The organism is Isosphaeraceae bacterium EP7, assembly GCA_038400315.1.
Taxonomy (GTDB): Bacteria; Planctomycetota; Planctomycetia; order Isosphaerales; family Isosphaeraceae; genus EP7.
Genome location: CP151667.1, coordinates 3,198,174 through 3,222,435 on the forward strand (window position 1 = coordinate 3,198,174; position 24,262 = coordinate 3,222,435).

Annotated in this window: 18 protein-coding genes and 1 pseudogene; 10 read left to right on the forward strand and 9 right to left on the reverse strand. The window is 67.4% G+C overall.

The window, feature by feature from the left end:
• Positions 1-93: 93 nt before the first annotated feature.
• From EP7_RS12350 to EP7_RS12365, 4 genes are all read left to right on the forward strand, one after another.
• Positions 94-720, forward strand: a complete 627-nt coding sequence (locus EP7_RS12350; protein ID WP_463528154.1) for an RNA polymerase sigma factor — start codon at positions 94-96, stop codon at positions 718-720.
• Positions 717-3,071 carry a GIN domain-containing protein gene (locus EP7_RS12355; RefSeq protein ID WP_463528155.1) on the forward strand — a complete coding sequence of 785 codons (2,355 nt, stop codon included), beginning with the start codon at positions 717-719 and terminating at the stop codon, positions 3,069-3,071. Before EP7_RS12350 ends, EP7_RS12355 begins: the two co-directional genes overlap by 4 nt.
• A gap of 208 nt (positions 3,072-3,279) precedes the next feature.
• On the forward strand, positions 3,280-3,513 hold the full coding sequence (locus EP7_RS12360; RefSeq protein WP_463528156.1) for a hypothetical protein: 234 nt from the start codon (positions 3,280-3,282) through the stop codon (positions 3,511-3,513).
• 52 nt (positions 3,514-3,565) lie between these two features.
• The gene (locus EP7_RS12365; protein ID WP_463528412.1) at positions 3,566-3,793 is read left to right on the forward strand and encodes an HNH endonuclease; all 228 of its coding nucleotides are present in this window, start codon (positions 3,566-3,568) and stop codon (positions 3,791-3,793) included.
• 112 nt (positions 3,794-3,905) lie between these two features.
• Here EP7_RS12365 and EP7_RS12370 read toward each other — a convergent pair whose 3' ends face one another.
• A complete protein-coding gene (locus tag EP7_RS12370; protein ID WP_463528157.1) occupies positions 3,906-5,333 on the reverse strand; it encodes a DUF1254 domain-containing protein in 1,428 nt (475 codons plus the stop codon).
• Positions 5,334-6,085: 752 nt separating this feature from the next.
• Between EP7_RS12370 and EP7_RS12375 the strand changes: the two genes are divergently transcribed.
• Positions 6,086-6,382: a hypothetical protein gene (locus EP7_RS12375; protein WP_463528158.1), complete on the forward strand. Its 297-nt coding sequence runs from the start codon at positions 6,086-6,088 to the stop codon at positions 6,380-6,382.
• A 303-nt stretch (positions 6,383-6,685) separates the two neighbouring features.
• On the opposite strand, the gene EP7_RS12380 is transcribed toward EP7_RS12375, so the two are convergent.
• The 4 genes from EP7_RS12380 to EP7_RS12395 are packed head-to-tail and all read right to left on the reverse strand — an operon-like array spanning position 6,686 to position 10,514.
• Positions 6,686-7,537: an ABC transporter permease gene (locus EP7_RS12380; RefSeq protein WP_463528159.1), complete on the reverse strand. Its 852-nt coding sequence runs from the start codon at positions 7,535-7,537 to the stop codon at positions 6,686-6,688.
• A complete protein-coding gene (locus EP7_RS12385; protein WP_463528160.1) occupies positions 7,534-8,526 on the reverse strand; it encodes an ABC transporter ATP-binding protein in 993 nt (330 codons plus the stop codon). The genes EP7_RS12380 and EP7_RS12385 overlap by 4 nt, the downstream gene beginning before the upstream one ends.
• Positions 8,523-9,590, reverse strand: coding sequence for an ABC transporter permease (locus EP7_RS12390; RefSeq protein WP_463528161.1), 1,068 nt, complete (start codon positions 9,588-9,590; stop codon positions 8,523-8,525). The genes EP7_RS12385 and EP7_RS12390 overlap by 4 nt, the downstream gene beginning before the upstream one ends.
• A 3-nt stretch (positions 9,591-9,593) precedes the next feature.
• Positions 9,594-10,514 carry an ABC transporter ATP-binding protein gene (locus tag EP7_RS12395; RefSeq protein ID WP_463528162.1) on the reverse strand — a complete coding sequence of 307 codons (921 nt, stop codon included), beginning with the start codon at positions 10,512-10,514 and terminating at the stop codon, positions 9,594-9,596.
• Positions 10,515-10,790: 276 nt separating this feature from the next.
• Here EP7_RS12395 and EP7_RS12400 point away from each other — a divergent pair, with 276 nt between their 5' ends.
• Positions 10,791-12,227, forward strand: a complete 1,437-nt coding sequence (locus EP7_RS12400) for a DUF418 domain-containing protein (protein WP_463528163.1) — start codon at positions 10,791-10,793, stop codon at positions 12,225-12,227.
• Positions 12,228-12,276: 49 nt separating this feature from the next.
• Here the strand turns inward: EP7_RS12400 and EP7_RS12405 are convergent, their stop codons facing one another.
• A complete protein-coding gene (locus EP7_RS12405) occupies positions 12,277-15,747 on the reverse strand; it encodes a carboxypeptidase regulatory-like domain-containing protein (RefSeq protein ID WP_463528164.1) in 3,471 nt (1,156 codons plus the stop codon).
• Position 15,748: 1 nt separating this feature from the next.
• On the reverse strand, positions 15,749-16,141 hold the full coding sequence (locus EP7_RS12410) for a BlaI/MecI/CopY family transcriptional regulator (RefSeq protein WP_463528165.1): 393 nt from the start codon (positions 16,139-16,141) through the stop codon (positions 15,749-15,751).
• Positions 16,142-16,335: 194 nt separating this feature from the next.
• Between EP7_RS12410 and EP7_RS12415 the strand changes: the two genes are divergently transcribed.
• Both EP7_RS12415 and EP7_RS12420 read left to right on the forward strand, forming a co-directional pair.
• Positions 16,336-17,244 carry a histone deacetylase family protein gene (locus tag EP7_RS12415; protein ID WP_463528166.1) on the forward strand — a complete coding sequence of 303 codons (909 nt, stop codon included), beginning with the start codon at positions 16,336-16,338 and terminating at the stop codon, positions 17,242-17,244.
• A 171-nt stretch (positions 17,245-17,415) separates the two neighbouring features.
• Positions 17,416-19,263 carry a redoxin domain-containing protein gene (locus EP7_RS12420; protein ID WP_463528167.1) on the forward strand — a complete coding sequence of 616 codons (1,848 nt, stop codon included), beginning with the start codon at positions 17,416-17,418 and terminating at the stop codon, positions 19,261-19,263.
• 80 nt (positions 19,264-19,343) lie between these two features.
• On the opposite strand, the gene EP7_RS12425 is transcribed toward EP7_RS12420, so the two are convergent.
• On the reverse strand, positions 19,344-20,975 hold the full coding sequence (locus EP7_RS12425; RefSeq protein WP_463528168.1) for an OprO/OprP family phosphate-selective porin: 1,632 nt from the start codon (positions 20,973-20,975) through the stop codon (positions 19,344-19,346).
• A 478-nt stretch (positions 20,976-21,453) separates the two neighbouring features.
• On the opposite strand from EP7_RS12425, the gene EP7_RS12430 reads away from it, so the two are divergent.
• Both EP7_RS12430 and EP7_RS12435 read left to right on the forward strand, forming a co-directional pair.
• Positions 21,454-21,924 (forward strand): type IV pilin protein, encoded by a 471-nt coding sequence (locus EP7_RS12430; protein WP_463528169.1) that lies wholly within the window; start codon positions 21,454-21,456, stop codon positions 21,922-21,924.
• 535 nt (positions 21,925-22,459) lie between these two features.
• Positions 22,460-22,696, forward strand: a pseudogene (locus tag EP7_RS12435) (DUF5658 family protein); the annotation flags it as partial.
• Between the two features lie 78 nt (positions 22,697-22,774).
• On the opposite strand, the gene EP7_RS12440 reads toward EP7_RS12435, so the two are convergent.
• Entirely contained in the window at positions 22,775-24,049 is a 1,275-nt protein-coding gene (locus EP7_RS12440) for a glycosyltransferase family 4 protein (RefSeq protein WP_463528170.1), read from the reverse strand.
• Between the last annotated feature and the right edge of the window lie 213 nt (positions 24,050-24,262).

A 24,262-nucleotide genomic window follows, 5' to 3' on the forward strand; every position in this document is an offset into this window, starting at 1 on the left:
GATCGAACGACCTGGAACCGCCCTTGATCGTCTCGCGGAATTTCTATTCAAGCCGCCTCTCGGGGCCTGTGTATCACCTGGGAGGATCGAGCGATGGACGAAGCACCAAGCACACGACCGAGCCTCCTGATCCGCCTGAGAAACCCCGCTGACGAGCGGGCCTGGGCCGAGTTCACCGAGATTTACGGCCCCCTGGTCCATCAGTTGGCTCGGCGGCGGGGGCTCCAGGAGGCCGATGCGCAGGACCTCGTCCAGGACGTCTTCCGCGCCGTGGCCCGGGCCATCGACCGGTTCGACCCAGACCCGGGCCGGGGCTCGTTCCGGGGCTGGCTGTCGCAGATCGCCCGCAACCTGATCATCAACCTCCTGAACGCACGCCGCCGACACCCCCAGGGGTCCGGCGACACCGGCGTGCAAGACATGCTGGATCAAGTTCCCGAACCGTCCGCGGAGGACTCGGCCGACTTCGACGTCGAGCACCGGCGAAGGCTGCTCGCCTGGGCGGCGGGCCGGGTCCGGCGCGAATTCTCGGAGCTGGCCTGGCGGGCGTTCTGGCTTACCGGGGTCGAAGGGCAGCCGCCCAGGGACGTGGCCGAGGCCCTGGGGATGACCCTGGGCACGGTCTATCAATACAAGAGCCGGGCCGTCGTCCGGCTCAGGCGCGAGATCGAGCAGTTCGGCTGGACATCGGCCGAGGACTTCCTGGAGACCGATCGATGAGATCGCGACTGATCCCGGGCGAATGCAGCGAATCGAGGCTCAGCTCGTTCCTGGACGACCGCCTGCCCGAGCCCGAAAACGCCCACCTCGCCGCCCACCTCGACCAGTGCGAGAACTGCCGGAAGACCCTGGAACGACTCGCCGCGGGAAGCCGCCTCTGGGCCGACCTCCGCGAGATGGCCCCCGACTTCGGCCCCGCGCGGGCGGTAAACCGAGCCCATCTGACCGAGACGACCGACGGACATCCGAGGAGGCCGCAGGACGCCGAAGACCTCGGCTTCCTCGCCCCCCCGGCCGGCCCCGGCTCCATCGGCAGGCTGGGCGTGTATGACGTGGTTGGCGTGCTGGGGCGAGGCGGTTTCGGCATCGTGATGAAGGCGACCGACCCGTCCCTTGGCCGCCTCGTTGCCATCAAGGTCCTCTCACCCCACCTCGCCGCCAATGCGTCGGCCCGGGGCCGGTTCGCCCGCGAGGCCAAGGCCGCCGCCGCGGTCGTCCACGAGAACGTCGTCGCCATCCACTCCGTCGACTCCTGGAACGGGCTCCCCTACCTGGTCATGCCCTGCGTCGCCGGCCCCTCGCTCCAGAAGCGGGTCGACGGCGCCGGCCCGCTCTCGTTGAAGGAAATCCTGCGAATCGGCATGCAGGCGGCGCTCGGGCTGGCGGCGGCCCACGACCAGGGGATCATCCATCGCGACGTCAAGCCGTCGAACATCCTCCTCGGAGAAGGGGTCGAGCGCGTCAAGCTGTCCGACTTCGGCCTGGCCCGGGCCGTCGACGACGCCAGCGTCACGCAGAGCGGCGTGATCTCGGGCACGCCCCAGTATATGTCCCCAGAACAGGCACGAGGCGAGCCGGCCGACCACCGCTCCGACCTCTTCAGCCTCGGCGGCGTGCTCTACTTCATGGGCGCCGGCCACCCGCCTTTCCGGGCCGACTCCACCCCGGCCGTCCTCCGTCGGGTCTGCGACGACCCCCACAGGCCCCTCGACGAGGTCAATCCCGACATCCCCGGCTGGCTGGCCGAGGCCGTCGACCGCCTGCTCGCCAAGCAGCCCGCCGGGCGATTTTCGTCCGCCGCAGAGGTCGCCGACGTCCTCAGGCGCGGGCTCGCCGACCTGCAACGTCCCTCGAAACGAACCGTTCAACCCCCGATCGTCCCCCCACCCGCCCGGGTCCGCCCGAAGCGTAAGTTCGCCACGACCGCCATCCTGGCCTCGGCCGCGCTCCTCGCCCTCGTCCTGGGCGCATCGCCTGGCAATTTCCGCGACCTGCTGCCGCCCGCGATCCGCAACTTCGTGAATGGAGCGGGCCCGGCCGCCAAGGAGGAGAACCGGAACGCGATCGCCCCCATCGTCGGCTCGGGGCACTCCGCCACAAAAGATTGGGAACTGGCCGATTTCACCGAGGTGACGATCGGTTCCACGTTCAAGGCAGAAATCGTCAAAGGCGACGCATTCAAGGTCATCACCACATCCGATGACAACCTGGTCGAGTTCATCCAGATCGTCAAGGATGGGAAGAGGCTGAAGGTCGGCATGAAATCGGGACAAGGTTATCACCCGAAAGAGCCCCTGAAGGTCAGGATCGAACTCCCCGCCATCGACGGCCTAGACTTGGACGGCTCGTCCAGGGCGTCGATCGACGGGTTCCGATCCGAGGGGGATTTCAAGCTGAAGCTCGACGGATCCAGCACGCTTGACGGGTCGATTGACCTCAAGAACGCGGAGTTCCAGATCCGAGGCTCCAGCAAGGTCACACTGGCCGGATCCGCCGAGGTCGCCCGCCTCTCGGTCGGGGGATCGAGCCGGCTTCTGCTGGCCGGATTCCGCCTGACCCAATGCGATCTCGATGCCGCCGGCTCCTCCAAAATCACGCTCGCGACCCAGGCCGGCCGCCCCTTCCGCGCCAAGCTCTCCGGCTCGAGCGATCTGGACGCGACCCTGGACGCGGCAGACATCGAGCTCGCCCTCGGAGGGTCGAGCCGCGCCACGCTCCACGGCACCGCCAAGGACGCAAAAATCAAGCTCGACGGTTCGAGCGAACTCAACGCCGCCGGCTTCTCCATCGACGCCGAGACCCTGAACCTGCTCGCCAGCGCGTCGAGCCAGGTCGCCCTCAAGGGAGCGGCGAAATCCGCCAACCTCATGGCATCCGGCAACAGCCGGCTCAAGCTCGCGGATCTGGTCGTCGGCGCGGCCGTGGTCAAGCTTTCGGGCTCCTCGAAGGCCTCGCTCAACGTCCAGGCAAGCCTGATGTATCACATCTCGTCCGGATCCAAGCTGGAATACTCGGGCGATCCGGCCCTGAGCGGCTCGAAATCAAGCGGAGCAGAGATCCGACGCCCGTGAGCCGACCGAGTTCGATCACTTGACACTCAAGGCCGAGATCGGGGATGGGCAATCAAACCAGCCACCCCCGATCTCGGCCGTCCCGCGCCCGGTTGCTTCAACGCAAGATAAGGTGATACGTCCCAGGCATCGCACGACGGTCGCAGGTGCCGAACGATTCTGGTAGAGTTCGAAAACTATGGGAAACACGACCGCCGCCGTCAGGGCCATGGACAAGATGCTCGACCAGTTGAGCGGCTGCCTCAACGCCGAGGCGGCTCGTCGCGTCGTCGAGTTGAAGATCGATGGTGAGGCGCAGGCCCGCTTTGAGGCCCTCGGTGAAAAGGCAAACGAGGGGCTTCTCAGCGACGAAGAACTTGACGAATACAAGAGTTACATCGACATCATCTCCATCCTGAAGCTGAAGGCAAAGCGTCTCCTCGCATCGTCGAGCGGCGTCTGACGATGGATGCGGAGACGCGTGCGTTCGAGCCGGAGGCCGATGCGAATACTGCCTGCTTCGCCAGGAGCACGTTGATTTGCCGCATCACATCGAGCACATCGTCGCGAAGCAGCACGGCGCGAACGACGATCACGAAAACTTCGCCCTCGCCTGTTCCCGCTGCAACGCATTCAAAGGCCCGAACCCGAGCGGCATCGACCCCGAAAGTGGCCAGCTCGTCCACCTCTTCAACCCCCGCCGTCACGCCTGGGCCGACCACTTCGCCTTCCGCACCAATTGACTCATCGGCCTGACTCCCCTCGGCCGGACGACGGTCTCGGTCCTCGGCATGAATGAGACGAGGCGTCTTGAACTCCGGGCCTTGCTGCTGGCCGAGGGTGAGCTTCCCTAGACTATTGGGCACTGAGACCGTGGACTGACTGAGTTCGGACCACCGGAGGCGGGCTCCATTTCCCGGTGAGGGCGTCGGATTTCGGGCCATAGAGACGCATGCAGATGTTGAAGGGGCCCTTGGGGGCGGGCAGCCAGTTGGCTTCCTTGCCCTTGCCGGGGCTCTCGTTCTGGAAGTAGAGGTCGAGCGACCCATCGGCGTTGGTTTTGAACGGCATGTAGCTGCTGACGGCGAAGCGGTTGAGCACGTTCGCCACCTGGAAGCCCTCGCTGTCGTAGAGCGTGATCGACCAGAAGGCGTTCACGGGCGGGGTGGCCCCCTTGTCGAAGTGGAGGATGTATTGATTGGCGCCGTCGAGCGGCTTGCCGGTGTCGTCGGCGAGATTCAGGGGATAGATTGCGTCCTCGGGCAAGTTGGCACCGAGGCCCATCCGGGCGACGATGGCACGCTTCAGGTAGTAGTTTTCATAAACCCCCATCGTATCGGTATTCATGGACCAGCCATTCACGACCCGGGCGAGCGTCGGCACCTTCCAGGCCATGAGCCGCTGGGCCTCCTCGGGCGCGCTTTCCAGCGCCTTCCGAATGACGGGATCGAGCTTGGCGAAGTCGAAACTCTTGCCGGGCTCGATGCCGATCCGAGTCATTTCCTCGAGGATCGGCTGATCGGTGCTGTGCGGGGGGTGCAGCTTGAGGAGTTCGGCCGCGTAGGCGAAGTATCTCTCGGCGGACATGGTGTCGACCTGGGTCTTCGGCGGCGTCTTCATGTCCAAGGTCGGGTCGATCTTCACCGTCAGAGGCTCGGGCGCCTTGCCCCAACGTGAGAGCGGCGTGACCTTGTAGCCCGCCTGGATCTTGTGAACCGTCGGGTAGTCAGCCTCCCCATCCGTCTTGGTGCGGCCGATCACCCAGATGTAAGGGGTCGGGGCCGCCAGGCGAGTGAACCCCTCGGGCACCGTCCCGCTCCATCCGGGCGGCGTGACGAGGAAATGGCCCGCCTTGGTGCCGGTCGTCCGCCAGCCCGGCGACGCGAAGACGTCGGACCACATGTCGAGCATCGGCAAGAGATAGAATCTTCCATCCGTGTCAGGCGCGGAGACCACCTGGGCCTCCTCGGTCAGGTCGAGCCAGGCGATGGAGTAGAGCGTGTCGAAGTTGATTCGCACGACCACCTTCAAATCGGCGGGCGGATAGGCCGGGACGCTCACGAACAAATTCATCGGCCCCTTGCCGAACTCCTTGCCGGGCTCGATGTTCACCGACTGCTTGCGCGTGATGTCCATCGTGATGAGCGGGTAGAAGTAGAGATAGGCATCGACGCCGATGGCGTGTGCGGCCTCCTGGGTCAGCGGCTCGTCGGCGCGTGCCTGCGGGGGCAGCACGGCCGCGCAGGCGGCGAGAATCGCGGTGAAGAGAGATCGCGGTGCCATGATCAATCCTTCCGCCGTCCGAGATTCTCGGGCGGCGCGTGAGACGTCGACCTCAGCCGCTCCGACGACCGATTTGTGGCTCATGTGAACAGCCGAATTGGCCCGAGTCAAGCACGACTCTCCACCCACATGAAGATTGATCATGCTTTGCAAGCGTTATACTCGACGGCTCGTCGCCCCGTCCTCCGGCGACGAAACATTTGGGGGTAAGCGTTCACGGCCGGTCGAGCTTCCATCCCAGGAATTGCTCGATATCATCCGCAGCGGACGTCGCCTGTCCCCTGACCCACTCATCAGAATCTCTGAGTGCAGACTCGATCACTGGCCTCGCGACACACTCCGTCAAATTACGGTGGATTCGCGCGACATGCCCGAGCCCAAGAACCGAGTTGCCCCGGGTGATGGCGTCCCCATGGCTGGCCAATCGAAGGCAGATGCCCTCGGCCTCCTCGGGATTCTCTGAGTGCAGGGACATCGAGAGGGCGAGGAGGCGAAGTTCCGTCAGGTCGCCCCGCGATAGCAAATCCTCGACATCGTCACCGCCGGACTTGGGGACGGCCTCGTAACGCATGCGGGTCATCCTCCAGCAGAGGACGGTAAATCTCGGCCGGTTCTCGCAGCATCTCGCTGAAAACCTTTTCCAGGAGAGGCCGTGAGGCCCGAATTTTCGGGACCCTGTCCGCGACTTCAACCGACGATTTGGCAGGGACAATTTCACCTGCACCGGACGTCGGAGAGCAGATTCGTGATGCATGCGATCCACCCTGACAGCAGGAAAACCCGCTGACCCTGCCTTTCTTGCGCCGCACGATTGTAGGCCAGCTCGACCGTTCATACAAACATGGAAGCAGGACTTCGGATCGCATCAGGCGAATCGCTTGGATCTGAAAAAAAGTCCCCTCGGACTTGCTATGCTGCTTTTTCGCAACATCGGCGGTCCGAAAAGGCGAAAGTTCGAAAAAATCCGCAATGTCAGCCAAATCGTAGGGAGGGATCTGGCCAAAGTTACGATTATTGTTATGAGCGATCTTGCGATGTGGCCGGTTTGATGAAGAGACCACCGCGTCCGGGGATCGCGTTCTTTGGAAATTTGCTCGCAGAGGAAGGGGCCAGGTGACTTCTAAGTCAGCCACCTAAGGGATCCGCACGTCGAGATCTTGCTCGGGACTGAGATTAACTTAGGGCGACTCGATGCTCGACGAAAAAATGAACTCTACGAAACGAACCCAATGAAATAATTTCTTGGCGAGAAACAACTTCGGGCAAGCAAACGCCAATTTTTGCAGGGCAATGTCGGGGTTAAAATCGATCCCGGGATTCGCCCTAAGTGGGAGACCAAAAGAGCATCGGGTTCAGTTCCCCTCGGGGGTCTTCACCCGCATCTCACGCCAGGTCATCGAGGCGGCGGCGATGGTTGTGGCGATGGCGGAGACGGTCAAGAGCGCCAGCAAGCTTGTGGTGGCGGTGGGGGCTTCGCTGAGGTCGATGGCCCACTGGCGGTAGGTGACGTCGAGCCAGCGGGCGCAGAGGACCCGGAAGTGGTAGTTGATGGTCGCCTGGCGGACGACGAACGGGATGTTGGCGATCACCCCTTCGAAGATGCTCAGGTAGGCGACCCCTACCACCAGGACTCGCTTGAGGAACATCCCGGCCATGCCGAAGAGGCAGACGTAGGCGGTGACCGCCAGGGCCAACACACCGGAGACCGACGCGGCCTGGACCGGGAAGGTGGGCCACCAGTAGGTCGGCTCGCCCCAGTGGACCGCGACGAGGGTGGCGGCCACCGAGAAGGCGGTCATGGCGGCCACGATGCCGAGGGTCGCGGCCAGCTTGCCGAGGTAGATCGCCCAGCGCGGCAGCGGCCGCATCAGCAGATAGGTGAGGGTCTGATCCTCGGACTCGTCGCGGATCATGCCCGAGGCGTAGATCAGGGCCGCCAGGGGGGCCAGGGCATGGGGGATGATGTTGTAGAGGGTGGCGAACTCGAGGTCGGCCGCGGAGGAGTCGTTCCCCCGGGATCGGGCCAGGGCCACGATCCCGGCCGGCAGCAGGAACAGGAGCCCCAGCACCAGCGGGCGCTTGCCGCGGAGGTGGCGGGCCAGGCTCAGCCGCACCAGGGCGATGAACGCCGCCGTGTACGAGAACGCCGGGGGGGTGCCGGGTTTGGAGATGGGCATCGGGGTGTCGAGGGTCGCGTCGATCATTTGGTGGGGCTCACCAGGTAGCGGAAGACGGCCTCGAGGTTGTCGTCATCGGAGTAGACCTCCTCGATCGGCGACTCGGCCCGCATCGAGAGCTCGGCCAGGCGGCCGTAGAAGCGGTCGGGGGAGCGAGTCTCGACCAGGATCGTGCCGTCGTCGCGCCTCAGCTCGACGCCCACGACGTCGTCGAACCGGACGAGCTCGGCGGCCAGGGCGCGGCGGTCGGCGGACTTGAGGACGATCCGGTGGGGGTGGGTGTCGATCAGGTCGCGGATCTGGCGGACCTGGCCCTCGGCGACCAGGCGACCGTGGTTCAGGAGCACGATTTCTCGGGTGACGGACTGGATCTCATGCAAGACATGACTGGAGATCACGACGCCCCGGCCGCCCTCGCCGATCTCGAGGATGATGTCCATGAGGTCGCGCCTGGCGACGGGGTCGGTGCCGGTGAGGGGCTCGTCGAGGAAGAGGACCTCGGGATCGTGAACGATCGCCTGAGCGATCTTGGTCCGCTGCCTCATCCCCTTGGAGTAGCCCCGGATGGCCCGGCCGGCGTGCTCGGTCATCCGGACCCGCTCCAGGGCGCGGTCGGCGGCCTGCCTGGCCTGCTTTCGGAGCATGCCGCCCAGGCCGGCGCAGGTGGCGACGAATTCACGCCCGCTCATCCACTCATAGAAGGCATCCTGCTCGGGGCAGAGGCCGACCCTGCGGTTGAGCGCCGGGTTGTTCCAGGCCCGCTGGCCCAGCACAAGCACCTCGCCCTGGCTGGGCTTCAGCTGCCCGGTGGCCAGTTGAAGCGCGGTGCTCTTGCCCGCGCCGTTGGGGCCGAGCAGCCCGGTGACGCCGGGTGCGATCGCCAGCGTCAAGTTGTTCACGCCGATGACGTTGCCGTACCACTTCGAGGCGTTGCGGAACTCGACGATCGGGGCCTCTCCGGCGGCCGGGGCGGCGTCGGCGAGGGGCGTCGGGTGGGTGGTGGCGTTCATGTTCATTTGAGGCGATCCAGGCCCTTCACTCGCGACGAGAGGGTCAGCGCCGAGAGCCCGAAGAGCCCCGCCAGCACGCCGGCCGACCAGGTCCAAGGGACCGCCGCCGTCGGCGAGTCGGCGTCAAAGGGTCGAGGCTCCTCGACGAAAACCGGCGAGGGCGGGGGCCTGCGACGGCGGCCGAAGAGGCCCATCCTGGGGGCGGCCGCCTGGGTGGCGGCTTGCTGCCCGGCCCGGAACAGGGCCGTCAGCTTGTCTCGCTCTGGCTCGGCCCGGATGAGGGCCTCGCGCACCCGGCCCAGGTTGTTGCCGTAGGAGACCAGAGGCGCCCATTCGACCTTGGCGGTCTGGTGGATCGCGTCGGCCGCGATGCCACCCCCGATCCAGATCGCCATCCAGATGGCCCCGACCGACCGCGAGTTGCGGGACAGCGACGAGATGGCCAGCATCAGCGTGCCGGCCGAGGCGATCATCACCAGGCAGAAGCCCAGGCTCGCCAGCAGCAGCGGACCCGTGTCCCGGATCACGGCCAGGTCGAGGCTGAAGGCCAGGCCGAGCAGGTAGGCCACCAGCACGGGCAACGCGGTGACCGCGCCGATGTAGACGGCGATGACGCCGAACTTGCCCAGGAAGTACTCATATCTGCGGATCGGCCGCGAGAGGTAGAGCGGGATCGCGTTGAACCGGAGGTCCTGGCTGATCAGGTCGGGGCCGACCAGGAGGACCAGGATCATCGAGAAGAACATCTGCATCCGGAAGAAAGCGTCGAACGCCAGCGTCCAGATCGTCGCCCGGAAGGCCCGAGGGCCCGCCTTCAGCTCCTCCGGCAGGCCGTCGCCCAGCAACGCCAGCAGCGGCGTGATCAGGCTCGATTTCTGCTCGAACAGGCCCCAGAGCACCAGGGCCGCGGCCAGCACCAGCGAGAGCATCAGGGCGCTGAAGAGCGCGTAACGCACCGGCTTGTTGCGCCACTGGGTGCGCACGCCCTGGCGGGTGATGGCCAGCCAGCGCAGGCCCTGGCCGGTGCGTGCGCCGTCCCAGTGCTGATATCCCTGGTCGAAGATGGGCATGGGTCAGGCCTGGCCCCCGGGCGACGCGATGGCTTTCAAGAACACATCTTCCAGCGTGCTCCGGCGAGGGCGGAGCGACCGGACCTGCTCGCCGGACTGGCCGACGACCTCCCAGATCGACCGGGCGGTCTGGCCGTCGGCCATCGTTACCATGATCTCGTCGTCGAGCGGCTCGGCGGCCAGGCCCGCGGCGGCCAGGGCATGCATCAAAGGGGCTTGATCTCCCTTGGCCCGGACGACCACCTGCCGCGAGTGGGCGGCCTTCATCTCGGCGATGAGCCCCTGGGCCAGCAGCCGGCCTCCGCCCAGCACCATCACCCGGTCGCAGACGGCCTCGACGTCGGGCAGCAGGTGGCTGGAGAAGAGCAGGCTCATCCCCTTGTTGCGGGCCAGGTCGCGGGCCAGTTCCAGCACTTCCTCGCGGCCGGCGGGGTCCATGCCATTGGTCGGCTCGTCCAGGATGAGAAGCTTCGGATCATGAACGATCGCCGATGCGATCTTGAGCCGCTGCTTCATGCCGGTCGAGTAGCTGTCCACCTTGCGGTAGCGGGCCTCGCCCAGGCCCACGTAGTCGAGCACCTCGTGGGCCCGCTGCATGGCGTCGGTACGCCGCATCCCGGCCAGCTCGCCGGCGTAGGCCACGAAGTCGACCCCGGCCAGGCCCGGGAACAGGCACTCGTCCTCGGGGGCGAAGCCCGCCACCTGGCGGATCGCCAGCCGCTCGGCGTGGATGTCCCGGCCCAGCACCGCCCCGCCGCCGGAGTCGACGCGGATCAGGCCCAGCAGCGTCCGGATCATCGTGGTCTTGCCCGCGCCGTTGGGCCCGAGCAGGCCGATGGCCCCCTCGGGCATCGCCACGTCCAGCGCGTTCAGGGCCCTGATCTTGCCGTAGGTCTTGGTGACGCCCTGGAGCTCGAACAGCATGGTGCCCCGCCGCGTCAGGTCGGATTGGGTCGAGTCGGATCAAAGGCCGAGGGGTCTTCGCCGCGCCCGGGCCGATCTTGGATCCGGGTGCCCGACAATCTTAGCGGCTCGGTCGGCCCGACGATACCGTGTACGCGGCGGGCGGCCCCTCGCAAGAATCGGGGGCGGCCGGCGAACGCATTTCCGTGCTCCGAAGGATGGCCCCCGCGGTTTATCCTGCCGGTGCGACCGGCCGAAGCCGGGCGCCCGCCCCGCGCCCCTATCAGGACCCCAGCGATGGCGACCGATGCACAGGTCGAGGCCGGCGACGAACCCGGTGAAGCTCTCGCAGCCGACGGCGCGACGGTCGAGGCCGGCGACCTCCCGGTCGACGGGCCTCCGATGCCCGACCCCGAGACGGTCCCTCCGCCCCCCGCCGAGCCGGTGGCGCCGGCCGGCAGGTTGGCCTCGGTGGATGTCCTGCGCGGGGTGGCCCTGCTGGGCATCCTGGCGATGAACATCGTCGACTTCGCCTGGCCGAATCGCGTCTACAGCAACCCCTACGCCGCGCCCGGCGCGGGGCCCGTCGACGTCGGCTTCTGGATGTTCAATCACTTTGTGTTCGACACCAAGATGATGACCCTATTCTCCATGCTCTTCGGCGCCGGCCTGGTGCTGATGACCGATCGGGCCGAGGGCCGGGGGGCCAGGCTGGGGCGGGTCTATTACCGGCGGGTTTCCTGGCTGCTCGTCATCGGCCTGATCCACTCCTACCTCATCTGGGCGGGCGACATCCTGGTGATGTACGCCAGTTGCGGGTTCCTGCTCTACCCCTGTCGCCGTTGGAGCCCCAAAACCCTGCTGGTGGTCGGCACGTGCCTGGTCCTCATGGCGGCCCCCCTGGTCGTCGGGGCCCGGGGCGCCTTCTCTTACATGAAGCGGACGCACGAGAGGGTGCAGGCCGAGACCAAGGCGGGCAAGACGCCGACCAAGTGGGAGAAGCGGGTCAGCGACGGCTGGGCGAAGACCCTGAAGGGGACGAAGCCGAGCCACGAGCGGTTCCAGAAGGACATCGCCACTCACCGAGGGGGCTACGCCGGGATTGTCAAGGAGCGGGCCGAAGAGCTCATCTCCTCACAGACCTTCGGCTTCATCTTCGCCGGCTGGTGGCTGGCCGGCGGCCGGATGCTGCTGGGCATGGGCCTGATGAAGCTGGGCGTCTTCTCGGGCCTTCGATCCAATCGCTTCTACACATGGATGATGGTCCTCGGCTATGGAATCGGCCTGCCGCTGATGGCGATCGAGACCGCGGTGAGCCTGCGGACGGGCTTCTTCGCCGGCCGCCCGCTCGACTACATCACCCAGGGCTGGGTCCTGCTCTACCTGGTGGGGAGCATGCCGGTGGTGCTGGGCCACGTCGGCCTGGTGATGCTCATCGTCCGCGCAGGGCTGCTCTCGGGGCTGACCCGTCGGCTCGCGGCCGTGGGCCGGATGGCCCTGAGCAACTACCTGTTCGACTCGATCCTCTGCACGACCCTCTTCTACGGCTACGGCCTGGGCCTCTACGGCTCCGTCCCCCGCCCCTACCTGATGGGCCTTACCCTCATGATCTGGGCCTTCCAGCTCACCTTCAGCCCCGTCTGGCTGGCCCACTTTCGCTACGGCCCCGCCGAGTGGCTCTGGCGCTCGCTGACCTACTGGAAGCCCCAGCCGATGCGGGCCGTGGCGGGATGAGACCGAGGGCGGCGATGCCCAATCCCGGCATCGCCGCCCTTTCACGACCTTATTTCTTGGCGTTGAACTCCACCCGGGCCGCCTCGCCCGGCTTGACGGTCACCTTCTCCAGGCTCAGCTTGGGGACGTCTCGCTCGCGTTCGTAGAGGGGCAACAAGGCGACTCCATATTCCCCAGGGGCCAAGTCACCGAACTCGAAGTCCGTCTGGCCGGGCTGCAACTCCAGGACGGCACCGCCGAGGTCATCGCGAACCATCTCGACGCGGGCGGCCTCGGGGAAGACCCCGCGATCGACCCTGCCAACCAGACGGCCGGTGGCCGGCATGGTGACTTCGATCGCCTGCTTCCCCTCATCGTTGATGCGTTCCAGATGCGTGGACCTTCCCCGGCCAAGGCCGGTACGCCACCAGGCCAGCTCGACCTCGGCCTGCTCGGGGACCCCGTCGAATCGGAATCGCCCCGCGTCGTCGGTCACCCCTTTCAGGAACAGCTCGATCTCCGGATTGAAGTTGAGGAGGTCATCCACGAGATGTTCCCATTTGATCGGGGGGCGGGCAGGACGCCTCGCATCTCGCTTGCCCGAGGCGATCAGGCGCAGCTGGACGCCCGAGACGGGCAGACCCGCGGAGTCGAGGATCCGCCCGCCGTAAGATCGCAGGTTGGCCGGATCGATCGGGTCGAGGCGGAACGTCGTGGTCGATTTTACGCGTGGATCGGTGGCCACGACCCGGGGTACGATTCGACGCTGGTACCCATCGGCAGAGACGGTGACCTGGAGCGGCATACCCAGGAAAAGGTGCGAGATCTTGAATTGACCCTGGTCGGACCGGCATGGCTCGCCGAGCCCGACGTTGTGAGTGTGGAGCCTGACCGACGGGTCGCCGGATTTCCAGTCGGGCGAGAAGCTGAGGAGCACGTTGAACGCGCGGATGGGTTGGTCCGTCTTCGAGTCGACCACGCGGCCGGAAATCTCGCCGGCCGGTTTCAACCGGACGGTGACGACCTCGTCCGTGTCGAGCGGGAGCGAATGCTTCTCCAGGAAGGAAAGCTCCATCCCATAAAACGAGAAGACGCCACCGGCGGAGAGGGAGTCGAGCGAAAACCGGCCCGATTCATCGGTCATCGTGCTCACGCCGTCGAAGGTCCCCAGCAAGTCATGCTCGAATGCGACCCTCACCTTGGCGATGGGCTGCAACGCGTCATCAACGACGCGACCGCGGATGCGATGGCCGGGGTCGAGGGTCACGGAAACCTCCGCCGGCTTGTCGGGCGGACCGGCCTGCACGCTCAGGCGACGGGGTGCGAACCCCTTGGCGGAGACGACGATCTCCTTGCCGAAGTTCCGATCCTGATACAGGTTCTTCATCAGGAAACGCCCGTCGGCCCCGGTCTTTGCGTTGCGTACACCGGCATCCCCGCGATTCCTCACGAGGGCCCCTTCAATGGGCAGCCCATCCTTGCTGACGACGGTCCCGGCGATCGCCCCCCCGTCCGGGGGTGGCGTCAAAGAGACGTCGAGCGTCTGCCGTAGCGACGCGAGGGTGATCGGCGTGACGTTCGTTGCATACGCTCGCTTTCCGTGGCGCACCACGAAGGCGACGCCAATCGGCAGCTTCTCCAGGCGATAGCGGCCGTCTGTGTCCGACACGGCCCGGGAGAACTCGTAAGAGTCATCCGGGGTGATCGCCGTGATCTTGGCTCCCGGGAGCGGGTTGCCCTCGGCGTCGCGTATCTGGCCTTCCAGCGTCGAGGCAGGTCCGAGGAGCACGTCGAGGTTGGTGACCTCATCCGCGATCAGGGTCACCTTACGCCGCTCGTTGGCGTGGCCATCGGCCGAGATCGAGACCTCGTTCGAGCCCGGCATCAGGCGTTGGACGAGATATGTGCCGTCGCGGTCGGTGATGGGTGCCTCGGGCCGATCGGCCCAGCCCACGATCACATTCGCCCCCTGGATCGGTTGGCCCGTCGCCTTGTCCTTCACGCGAACCTTGAGGGACGCCGCCGGGCGGACCAGGATCTCGAGCGGCCCTCCCGACTGTCCGATCGCGGTCAGTTCCACCACGCCATCCTGGCCGGCCAGGGTGCGTGAGGTCAGCTGACCCAGAGTTGCCCAGACGCAATAGCGACCGAGGGTCAGCCCGTCGAACGCGAAGTTCCCCCTCGCGTCGGCGACCTGGCGAAGGGCCGACCCGCCGCCCGGACGATATCGCTCCTCGTCGCGATATTGCCGGATCAGCAGGACCTCGGCCCCCGGCACCGGATCTCCCCCCGCTTCTTTGACCACGCGGCCCCGGATGCGCCCCACGGCCGGCAGGTGGGCGGGAATGGCCGGAGAAGCGGGCTGGGCTTTCGCGGCGGCCGGTTCGTCGGCCGCGCGGGTCTCATCGGCCGCGGAGGCTGCCCCTGGGGGCCGGGCGGTCGCGAGGCCGAGGATGAGGAGGGTGGCGACGATCGCCAGGCGCGTTGCTCGGGCTCGGCTCATTGGCACGTGGCTGCGCGTGCCGTCGAACATGACGTTCATGCGTTGCTCCAGTGTGTTGGGGCGGGCCATCGCGACGAGGGCGGCGGAGCGGGCGAGGGCCAGGGGGCGGGCCAGGGCGAGGAGTTGGCGGGCGTAGTCCGTGGGCCGCTCTCCGGCCTGGACCACACAGTCGTCGCAGGCGTGCTCGCATTCCAGGCGCATCCGATGCAGGGCGTGCCATGCGAGGGGGTGGAACCAGAACAGGGACGTCGTCAGCCGACCGATGAGCTGCCAGGCGACGTCGAGGCGCCGGATGTGGGCCAGCTCGTGGCGCAGCACCAGGCGGCGGGCCTCGGACGACCAGTTGGTGGCCTCGGCCGGCAGGAGGATGACCGGGAGAAACACGCCCCAGGTCAGGGCGATCGGCGAGTCGCCCGACTGACGCAGGTCGACGGGACGGCGGATTCCCGAGGCTCGCCTCAGGTCGTCCAGCAGCGAGATCCAGGATTGATCCCGCACGACCGAAGATCGGCGGCGACGCTGAAAATTCGCGGTCAGGCCGAGGAGTGTCGGGATGGCCGAGGCCATCGCTCCAACGGCCCAGAGGGCGAGCACGACGGAGGCGCGTGTCCAACTCGGAGGGGGATCGATGGCGGCGGGCCCCTCGGTGCGAGCGAACTGAGGGCTTGTTGCGGGCTCGGGGCGGGCCTCCATGGCATCCATGATGAGAGGACGGTCGTCCCTGATGGGAGGGCGGTCGTCGGCACGGATGGTCGTCTCCTCACGCGTGGGCTCGTCGGTTTCGACCCGGAGCGGTTCCGGTGCGAACGAAAACGCGGGGATCGCCGGCAAGTTCCAGCCGGGAACGGACCAGGTGACGACCGGCAGGGCGACCAGGCCGGCGAGGGTGAATGCCCAGATCCGATGGCGGAGCGCGGCCGAAGATCGGCGTGCGAACACGATGACGAGGTTGGCCAGCAGCAGCAGGATCGTCGCCCTGAGGGCCGCGTCCACCAGGAGCGGCGTGAAGGAGACGGCGAGTGCGAATTCCAGGCGCATGCTATTTCCCCTCCCGGCGGGCCTGCTGGATGAGCTGCTCCAGACGCTCGATGTCGTCGTTGCTCAGATTGGCGACGGACGGGTGCAGGATCGCCTCGACGGTGGCGGCGGCCGAGCCGGCGAAGAAGGTCTGCATCAGGTGCCTGAGGGCCGATTGCTTCGCCGCGTCGCGCGAGTGGACCGCGCGGTAGACATATTTGGTGCCCACCTGATGATGCTGGAGCAGGCCCTTGGCCTCAAGCGACCGGATCATCGTCCGCACGGCCGAGTACGACGGCGGGTCGGCCAGGTCGGCCAGCACGTCGGCCACCGAGGCCTCTCTCAGCTTGTAGACCGAATCCATGATCTGCCGCTCGCGGGCACCAAGGCCCGCCTGGTATTGCTGCCTTGCCATGCGTCCGCTCGCGGGTGACCGGGGATGGGCCGCCGGGCGACATGCCTGGCATCCCATTGCCACTGGCAGTGTATTGCCACAAATCAGTCGAGTCAATGGCGCCGCGATCGATTTCGATCGCAGGGCCGGTGGCTTGACGGCGAGGCCCGGCGGCCTACACCTTGGAGGGGTGTTGGGCCGGGCAGGGGGGTTGGATGAAGGCGTTTTATTGCGACGAGTTCGTCATCGAGCTGCCGCCGACGCATCGGTTCCCGATGATCAAGTACGCCATGCTCCGGCGGCGGATCGTGGAGGCCGGATTGGTGCCTGAGGGCTCGTTGTTGGTGCCACACGCCGCGACCGACGTGGAGCTTTGCCGCGCGCACGCCCCGGACTACGTCAGGCGCGTCGCGGGGGGCTTGCAGACCGAGGCCGAGGTCCGGGAGATGGGCTTCCCCTGGTCGCGCTCGCTGGTCGAGCGGTCGAGGCGGTCCAGCGGTGCGACGATCGAGGCGGCACGCGCGGCGTTTGAGGACGGGGTGGCGGTGAATCTGGCCGGCGGCACTCATCACGCACACGCCGACAAGGCGGCCGGCTACTGCATCTTCAATGACTCGGCCGTGGCCGCGCGGGCGATGCAGGCCGAGGGGCGGGCCAGGCGCGTGGTGGTGATCGACACCGACGTCCACCAGGGGGACGGCACCGCCTCGATCCTGGCCGGCGACCCGACCGTCTTCACCTTCTCGATCCACGGGGCCAAGAATTACCCCATGCGCAAGCAGCCCAGCGACCTCGACGTGAATCTGCCCGACGGCACCGACGACGGTGCCTATCTCGATGCGCTGGAGCGTGGCGTCCGCCGGGCGATCGACCGCTCGAGGGCCGATCTGGCCATCATGCTGGCCGGCGCCGACCCGTTCGAGGGGGACACTCTGGGCCGGTTGAAGGTGACCAAGGCGGGGCTTGCCGCGCGCGACCGGATCGTGCTCGACCACTGCCGTGCCGCCGGCCTGCCGGTGGCCATCTCGATGGCCGGGGGCTACGCGAAGCACGTCGAGGACACCGTCGACATCCACTACCAGACCGTGCAGGCCGCCGCCGGCCTGGCGGCGTCGTTCCGCTGAGTTCGCGTCGTCTTCGGCGGCATATCGAGCAGAAACCCCCGGGGCGGCGTAGAATGATCGCGTGGTGGCGGGTCCCCCTCGTCCCGCATCGGGATCGCCCCGGGCGGCGTACCCTCGGCCGACGGATGGCCCGGGCGCGACGCGTCCCTCGTTTTCAGGGATTTCAATCCGATGCTTCCATCGAACATCGTGCGATGTTTCGCCGCAGCCCTCTGCGTGGCCCTGGCTGCTCTCTCGGCGCCCGCCGCCCAGGCCGCCGATCGGCCGTCCACGGCTCGCGGGCTCGATGGCAAGGACGTGGCGCTGACCGCCCCGAAGGGGGGCGCCGCCGTGCTCATCTTCTATTCGACGGAGTGCCCGATCTCCAACGCCTACAGCCCGGCGTTGAAGGCCTTGCGGGGCGACTATCTGGCGGACAGGCTGACCATGGTCGGCGTCTGCGTCGACCCCGACCTATCTGACCGCGCGGTGGCGACCCACAAGGCGGAGTACGGCCTGGAATTCCCCGTCGTGCGCGACCGCCGTGGCACCCTGGCCAGGTCCTTCGGCGCCAGTGTCACGCCCGAGGTGGCGGTTCTCGACCAGGCCGGCGAGGTCCGCTACCTGGGGCGGATCGACGATCAGTATGCCGCCCGCCTCAAGCGGAACGCGAATTCGACGTCGCACGAGCTGCGCGACGCCGTGGCCGCGTTGACGACGGGCAAGCCCGTCGCCGTGGCCCTGACCAAGGCGGTCGGCTGCCCGCTGCCGGTCCCGGCGGCCAGGCCGGAGCAGGCCCCGACCTACGCGGGCGAGGTGGTCTCCATCCTCCAGGCGCATTGCCAGGAATGCCACCGGCCGGGGCAGGTCGGGCCGTTCCCGCTGCTGACGTACGAGCAGGCCCGCAAGCGTGCCGATGACCTGGCCTCGGTGGCGGAGGACCGGCGGATGCCCCCCTGGAAGCCGCTGGCGGGCGCCGGAATCCCGTTCGCGCACGACAAGTCGATGTCCGAGGCCGAGATCGCCATGCTCGTCGCCTGGGCCGGCGCTGGGGCCCCCGAGGGAGACCCGTCGAAGGCGCCCGCCCCGCGGGCGTTCCCAGAAGGGTGGGCGCTGGGCACGCCCGACCTCGTCGTGGACATCGGCACCGACTTCGAGGTGCCCGCCTCGGGCGACGACATCTACCGCTGCTTCGTGATCCCCACGAACTTGCCCGAGAAGGTGGCCGTGTCGGCCGTCGAGTACCGGCCCGGCAACGCGTCGGTGGTGCATCACGTGCTGGGCTACGTCGACACCAGGGGGGACGCCCGCAAGAAGGACGAGGCCGAGGCCGGCCCCGGCTACACCTGCTTCGGCGGCCCCGGGTTCGCCGCCGTGAGCGACATGGGGGGGTGGGCGCCCGGCAATGAGCCGCGCTATCTGCCCGAGGGGGTCGGCCGGTTCCTGCCGAGCGGGGCCGACCTCGTCGTGCAGGTGCACTATCACCCGTCGGGCAAGCGCGAGGTGGACCGGACGAGGATCGGGCTCTACTTCGCCAAGACGCCCATCAGGCAGACGCTCGTCTCGGCGATGGCGGCCGACCCGGAGCACCTGGAGCTGCCCGCGGGCGACGCGAACATCGCCGCGAAGGCGATTTGGAAGGTGCCGGTCGACGTCGATGCGTACTCGGTGACGCCCCACATGCACATGAGGGGGCGTGACATCTCCATGGCGGCGATCCTGCCCGACGGCACGCGCAAGCCCCTGATCCGGATCGACGACTGGGACTTCAACTGGCAGAACTCGTACCTGTTCCGCGAGCCCCTGTTCCTGCCCGCCGGCACGGTCGTCGAGGTCGAAGGGCACTTCGACAACTCGGCGGCCAACCCCCGCAACCCGATCAAGCCGCCGGTGAAGGTGCACTGGGGCGAGGGGACGCACGACGAGATGTTCATCGGCTTCATCTCGGTGGCCAAGCACGGCCAGGACCTGACCCGACCGGGCGAGCAGGACGACCTGGGGAAGATCCTCCGCGACCAGCGGAAGCCGCCCGGCCGCTAGCCTTCGAAACGCCGAAATCCCTCGCCTCGGGCGGCATTGCCCGGGGCGAGGGAGGGGGCGTTCTCGCGATCCTCGGCGGATCAGAAGTAGAGCTGGAAGCGGAGCATGAACTCGTCGCTGGTCAGCTGCTTGCGCGCGACGGGCGAGGTGTTGAACAGGACCGGGTTGCCGAACTCGGCGTGGTTCCAGGCCAGGTACACCTTGACGTACTGGGTGAGGTGCCAGTTGACGCCGACCCAGTTCATCCAGACGCGGTTGGACCAGAGGTTGGGGTCGGCCAGGCCCTGCGAGAAGACGTTGTTCGAGACGTCCATGTACTCGAATCGGGCGAACGGCTCGATGGCCCCGGTGCCGAAGTTTCCCTTGGTCGGGTTGAAGGGGTGGATGGGCTTGACCAGGCCGATGTTGCCGCGGGTTTCGCCGGTCAGCAAATAGCTCGCCTGGGCATAGAAGCTCTGCACGCCGATGCGGTCGCGGTCGCGGAGGTTGACGGTCGTGGCATACTGGCTGGCACCGCTACCCCACTCGCCGACGACGGCGAGTTGCTTGTAGTACCAGGCGGCGTGCAGGTCCCAGAAGGCCCGGAAGCCCGACTCACGCACGTTGGTGTTGAAGGCGAGGAACGGGATGCCCGCCACGCTGTTGCCCGTGGTCGGCACGATGGTCCGCAGGACCTGCGGGATGGGAGCGTGCTCCTGCTGGCCGGCGTAGAACGAGCCGCCGATGTTGAAGTTCTCGAGCGCCGTGTCCTTCCACTCGTCGAACGGTCTGTAGTTGAGGAAACCGGCGACGTCCTTCGAGTTGTCGGCGTCGATCAGGCCGTTGCGCGTGCCGTTGAAGATACCGCCAGCGTAATCGAGCTTCTGGCCGAACAGGCGGCCGAAGGCCATCACGCCGTCGTCGCGGTTGAGGGCGAAGTTGTTGAAGAAGATCGACCGCTCGGGGACGGTCAGCCCCTGGATCGGCTCGACGAAGAACTCGTAAGTGAACGGGGTTTTGAACCGACCGGCCCTGATCCTGAGCTTGGGGCTGTAGTCGATGTCGGCGAAGACGTCAAGCAGCGAGAACGAGTCGAAGCCGTTGGCGAACGACACGAAGTAGCCGAATTGCTTGGACACCCGGCCGCTGAACATGAACCACTGGCGGGGGAAGAGGAACGTGTTGCGGACGTTGACCTGGCCCCCCTGCTCGAATCCTCGGTAGTCGAACTGGGTCAGGTTGTGGAACTGGAGGATGTATTCATCGTTGTCGGCCCTGATCTCGAAACCCGGGCCGAACTTGACCTTGCCCGGGAAGTTATCGAGCGTGGCCGGCGAGTTGAACCGGGCCGAGGGCGCCGGGGCCGGCGGGTTCGACTGCCCCGGGGCCGAGACACCGCCCATGGCGGAGGGGGCGGCGGTCGCGCCGGGCGGCCCGGTGTCGCCGCCGGAGGCGGGCGTTCCTCCGGAGGTCAGTCCGGGGCCGACGCCCGGCGTCCCGTTCGGGTCGTAGACGCCAACAGCCGGGCCCGGCTGGGCCGGCTCGGACAGCGTGTTGACCTGATTCGCGAGCTGCTTGACCATGCCCTCGAGTTGGTGGATCCGTTCTTCGAGCTGGGCCTCGCGAGTTGGGTTTGCTTCCGAGTTGGCCGCGGGGGGGACGGCCGGGTCGGGAAGCGGTGGGGTCTGGCCGAATGCGGCCTGACCCAGGCCTCCGATCAGGAGGCCTCCCATCACGAGGGAAAACTTGCGGCTCTTAGGGCCGCGGGACGATCTTGGCATCCGTGCCACTCCCCCTGATGTGTGCAATCTCCGCGGACGAGGCAGCCATGAGCGGGTTTCTGCCCCAATATCTGCCATTTCTGGCAGACGTGGCCACGCCGAAATTTCGACCACGGCAAACGCGATCTGCCGATCAAGAAAATCGGCATCTGGCCCGCCGAATCTTAGGGAAAATCCAGGAAATCCGACCAAACCCCCCATCCTGCGGCGGCTCGTCGGGCATTTCCACTGTTCCGCGGGCGACTTGACAGCACCGAACCCGCGACCTAGAGGCCCTGTAGCATCCGCGATTGACGGCAGATCCGGCATCCCCGGGCCGATCGTCCGTCCGCAATGGCGGGCAGACGCCATCTCACGCCCCGTTGGTTGGGATCGACCGGGGCGAGACGCCGGACGATCCGGAGTTCGCCGCCTGGAGGAGTTTCGCGCCATGTCGGGACAGAGCGTCAGCCGTCGACGGGCCGGGTTCACCCTGAGTGAGTGCGCCTTGGCCCTGGTGATCCTGGGCGTCCTGGCCGCCTTTGGCGTGCCGCGATTCAACCAGGGTGTCGAGCGATCGAAGGCCGCGGAAGCGTTTGCCTACGGCGCCTCGGTCCGCTCGGCCCAGGACCGTTATCGTTCGCACCACCAAACTTACGCCACGACGCTGGCCGACCTGGACATCGCGTTCGCGGCCCCCAGGTTCTTCGCCGTCGGCCCGTTCAGGCCGGGCTCGTCCGGCTCGATCGAGGGCTCATGGTCGCTGACCCTGACGAGGACCGGCGATTCGGCCGGATACGGGTCCTACACCATCGTCTTCACCCAGGAGGGCTTCGACGGCGTGGCCAGCACCCTCGATGCCTTGCCGGACATCGACCCGGTCGTCACTTCGCGAGTCGGGACCGGCGGCCCGGGTCGCTGATCGGTCCAAGCGGGGATTGACCGGCGGGGGAAGAAGTCCCGCGAGGCGGCGGGTTGGCGATGACGTTCGATCGAGGGGCCGGAATGCACACCATGGATCTCCAGCGGCCCGCGCCGACGCAGCACGGATCGAAGGGGCCTCCTCGTTCGGGCCGCCCACGATCGCTCCTCGAGATCCGCCGCCCCCGCCGACGACGTTCATCGGCCCGGCGAGCCCCTGGGGGCTGCCCTCCTCGAGCGCACGGCCTCCAGAGCGACGGGACTTCGATGAGCGAACCGGGGCTCAGGCCGACACGCGACCTTCGAAGAGAGGCCGGCTCGGCCTCTGCTCTCGCGGGGTGCCCGAGATGAGCCGCCATCGCGACCCCACGCCCGGCCCCTGGCCCGATGACCGTTGCGGGCCCGACCGCAGGAGACGGCCGACGGGCCCGCTCGACGTCTTCCGCCCGGGCGGCCGGCGTGTGGCCGTGCGCCGCGCCGAGGAACGCCAGGACACGTACTTCGTCGACCAGATCCCGAACCGGCTGCTGGCCCTGATGGTGCTGCTGGTGGTGCTCAGCCTGGTCGACGGCCTGCTGACGCTCAGGCTCGTCGCCCTGGGCGCCGAGGAGGCCAACCCGGTGCTACGCGTCCTGCTCGACCAGGGCCCGGGAACCTTCCTGATGGGCAAGTTCCTGCTGACGGCGCTGGGCCTGCCCGTGCTCCTGGTCTACCGGAACCAGCGACTCTTCGGCACGCGAATCCGGGCGGGGGCGGCCCTGTCCGTCTTCCTCGTGCTCTTCCTGGCGCTGCTGGCCTACCAGACCTGGCTGATCCGGGCGAGGGGAGGGCACGCCGCCTTGGCCCTTGCCCTACTTCGCGGCGGCCCCTCGGTGGTGGCCGATGGCCTGCGCATAGAGCTCCTGGATGCGGTCGACCTTGCGCTCCCAGTCGTAATGGTCGAGGATCCGTTGCCGGCCGTTGCGGCCCATCGACCGCCTCAGCTCGGGGTCGGCCGCCAGGCGTTTCATCGCGGCGGCGAATCCCGAGACGAGTGCCTCGCGTGAGGTGGGTGGGACGAGGATCCCGCACGACTCGTCGAGGTAGTCGGCCGGCCCGCCCCATTCGGTGGCGATCGCCGGGATGCCGCAGGCCATCGCCTCCAGGACGACGGCGCCACCGCACTCGTAGAGGCTCGGCAGCACCAGGGCGTCGGCCTCGCGCAGCCTCGCCGGGCATTCGGACTGCTTGATCCAACCGTGGAAGGTCACCCGGGGAGCCAGGCCCAGGCGTGCCACCTGCTCCTCCGCCGGGGCACGCATCGGCCCGTCGCCCAGCAGGTCGAGCCGGACGTCGGCCCCGGCTTGCACCGCCGCGTGCAGGGCGTCGATGAGCACGTCGACCGCCTTCCAGTCGACCATCCGCCCGATGAAGAGGAACCGGGTCGGCCCTGCCTGGGGGGCCCGGTCGCCTTCCGGGGCCGACCAGAGTTCCAGATCGACGCCATTCTCGACCAGCTCGATCACCTCCCCACGGACGCCCGAGGGGAGCGCCTTGCGGGTCCGCTCGTTGGCGACCAGGACCATGTCGGCCTTCAGCTTGCCCGGGGCCATCCGGTTGATCGAGTCGGAGACGAGCCGCCGCAGGCTCCGCGATCCTTGGGCCGCATCGTCCTTGCCGCCGAAGGCCGGCGGGTAGGTCATCCCGCCGTTGAGCGGGCCGATCACCAGCGGCAGACGCAGCTTGTGCAAGGTGGAAGGCTCGCCGGCCGCCACGGGGATCGGCTGGTGGACCACGTCGATCCCGTGCTCGCGGATGAGCCGGGCGGCGATCGACCTGGCGATCCTCTGGGTCGAGAGTCGGCTGATCATCCCCAGGGTGAAATAGCTGACCGTGTGCGGCAGGCGCCGCCCGAGCTTCAGCAGCGACTTGTGGAGCGAGGTGTCCGGGACGAACGAGATCCGGTCGAGGTCGTCGGGGAACATCGCCGTCAGCTCGGCCCGGGTCCGGTCATGCACGATCATCCAGCACTCCGCCCCCCGCTTGCGGAGGACGCGGAAGTAGTGGACGGGCAGGATCGCCTCGCCACCGAACTTCGAAGATGCATGCTCGGCGATGATGAGGACTTTGTTCTGTTGATTCGACATGATTCGAGGGGAAAATCCGTGCGCCGGCATCGGCGGGGCCGCATCCCGGCGGCCGACGGGCCGGGCACCCCGGGGTCGCCGCGCTCCCCTCGGGGCTCAAGCATGCAAGATCTCCGATCATACTCTCCGCGCGCCCGGGGTTCAAGCTCGCCGCCCGCGGCCCCGTGCCGCTATGATGGGCGTCCAGCCGGCGGATCTGACGCCGCGAGGGCG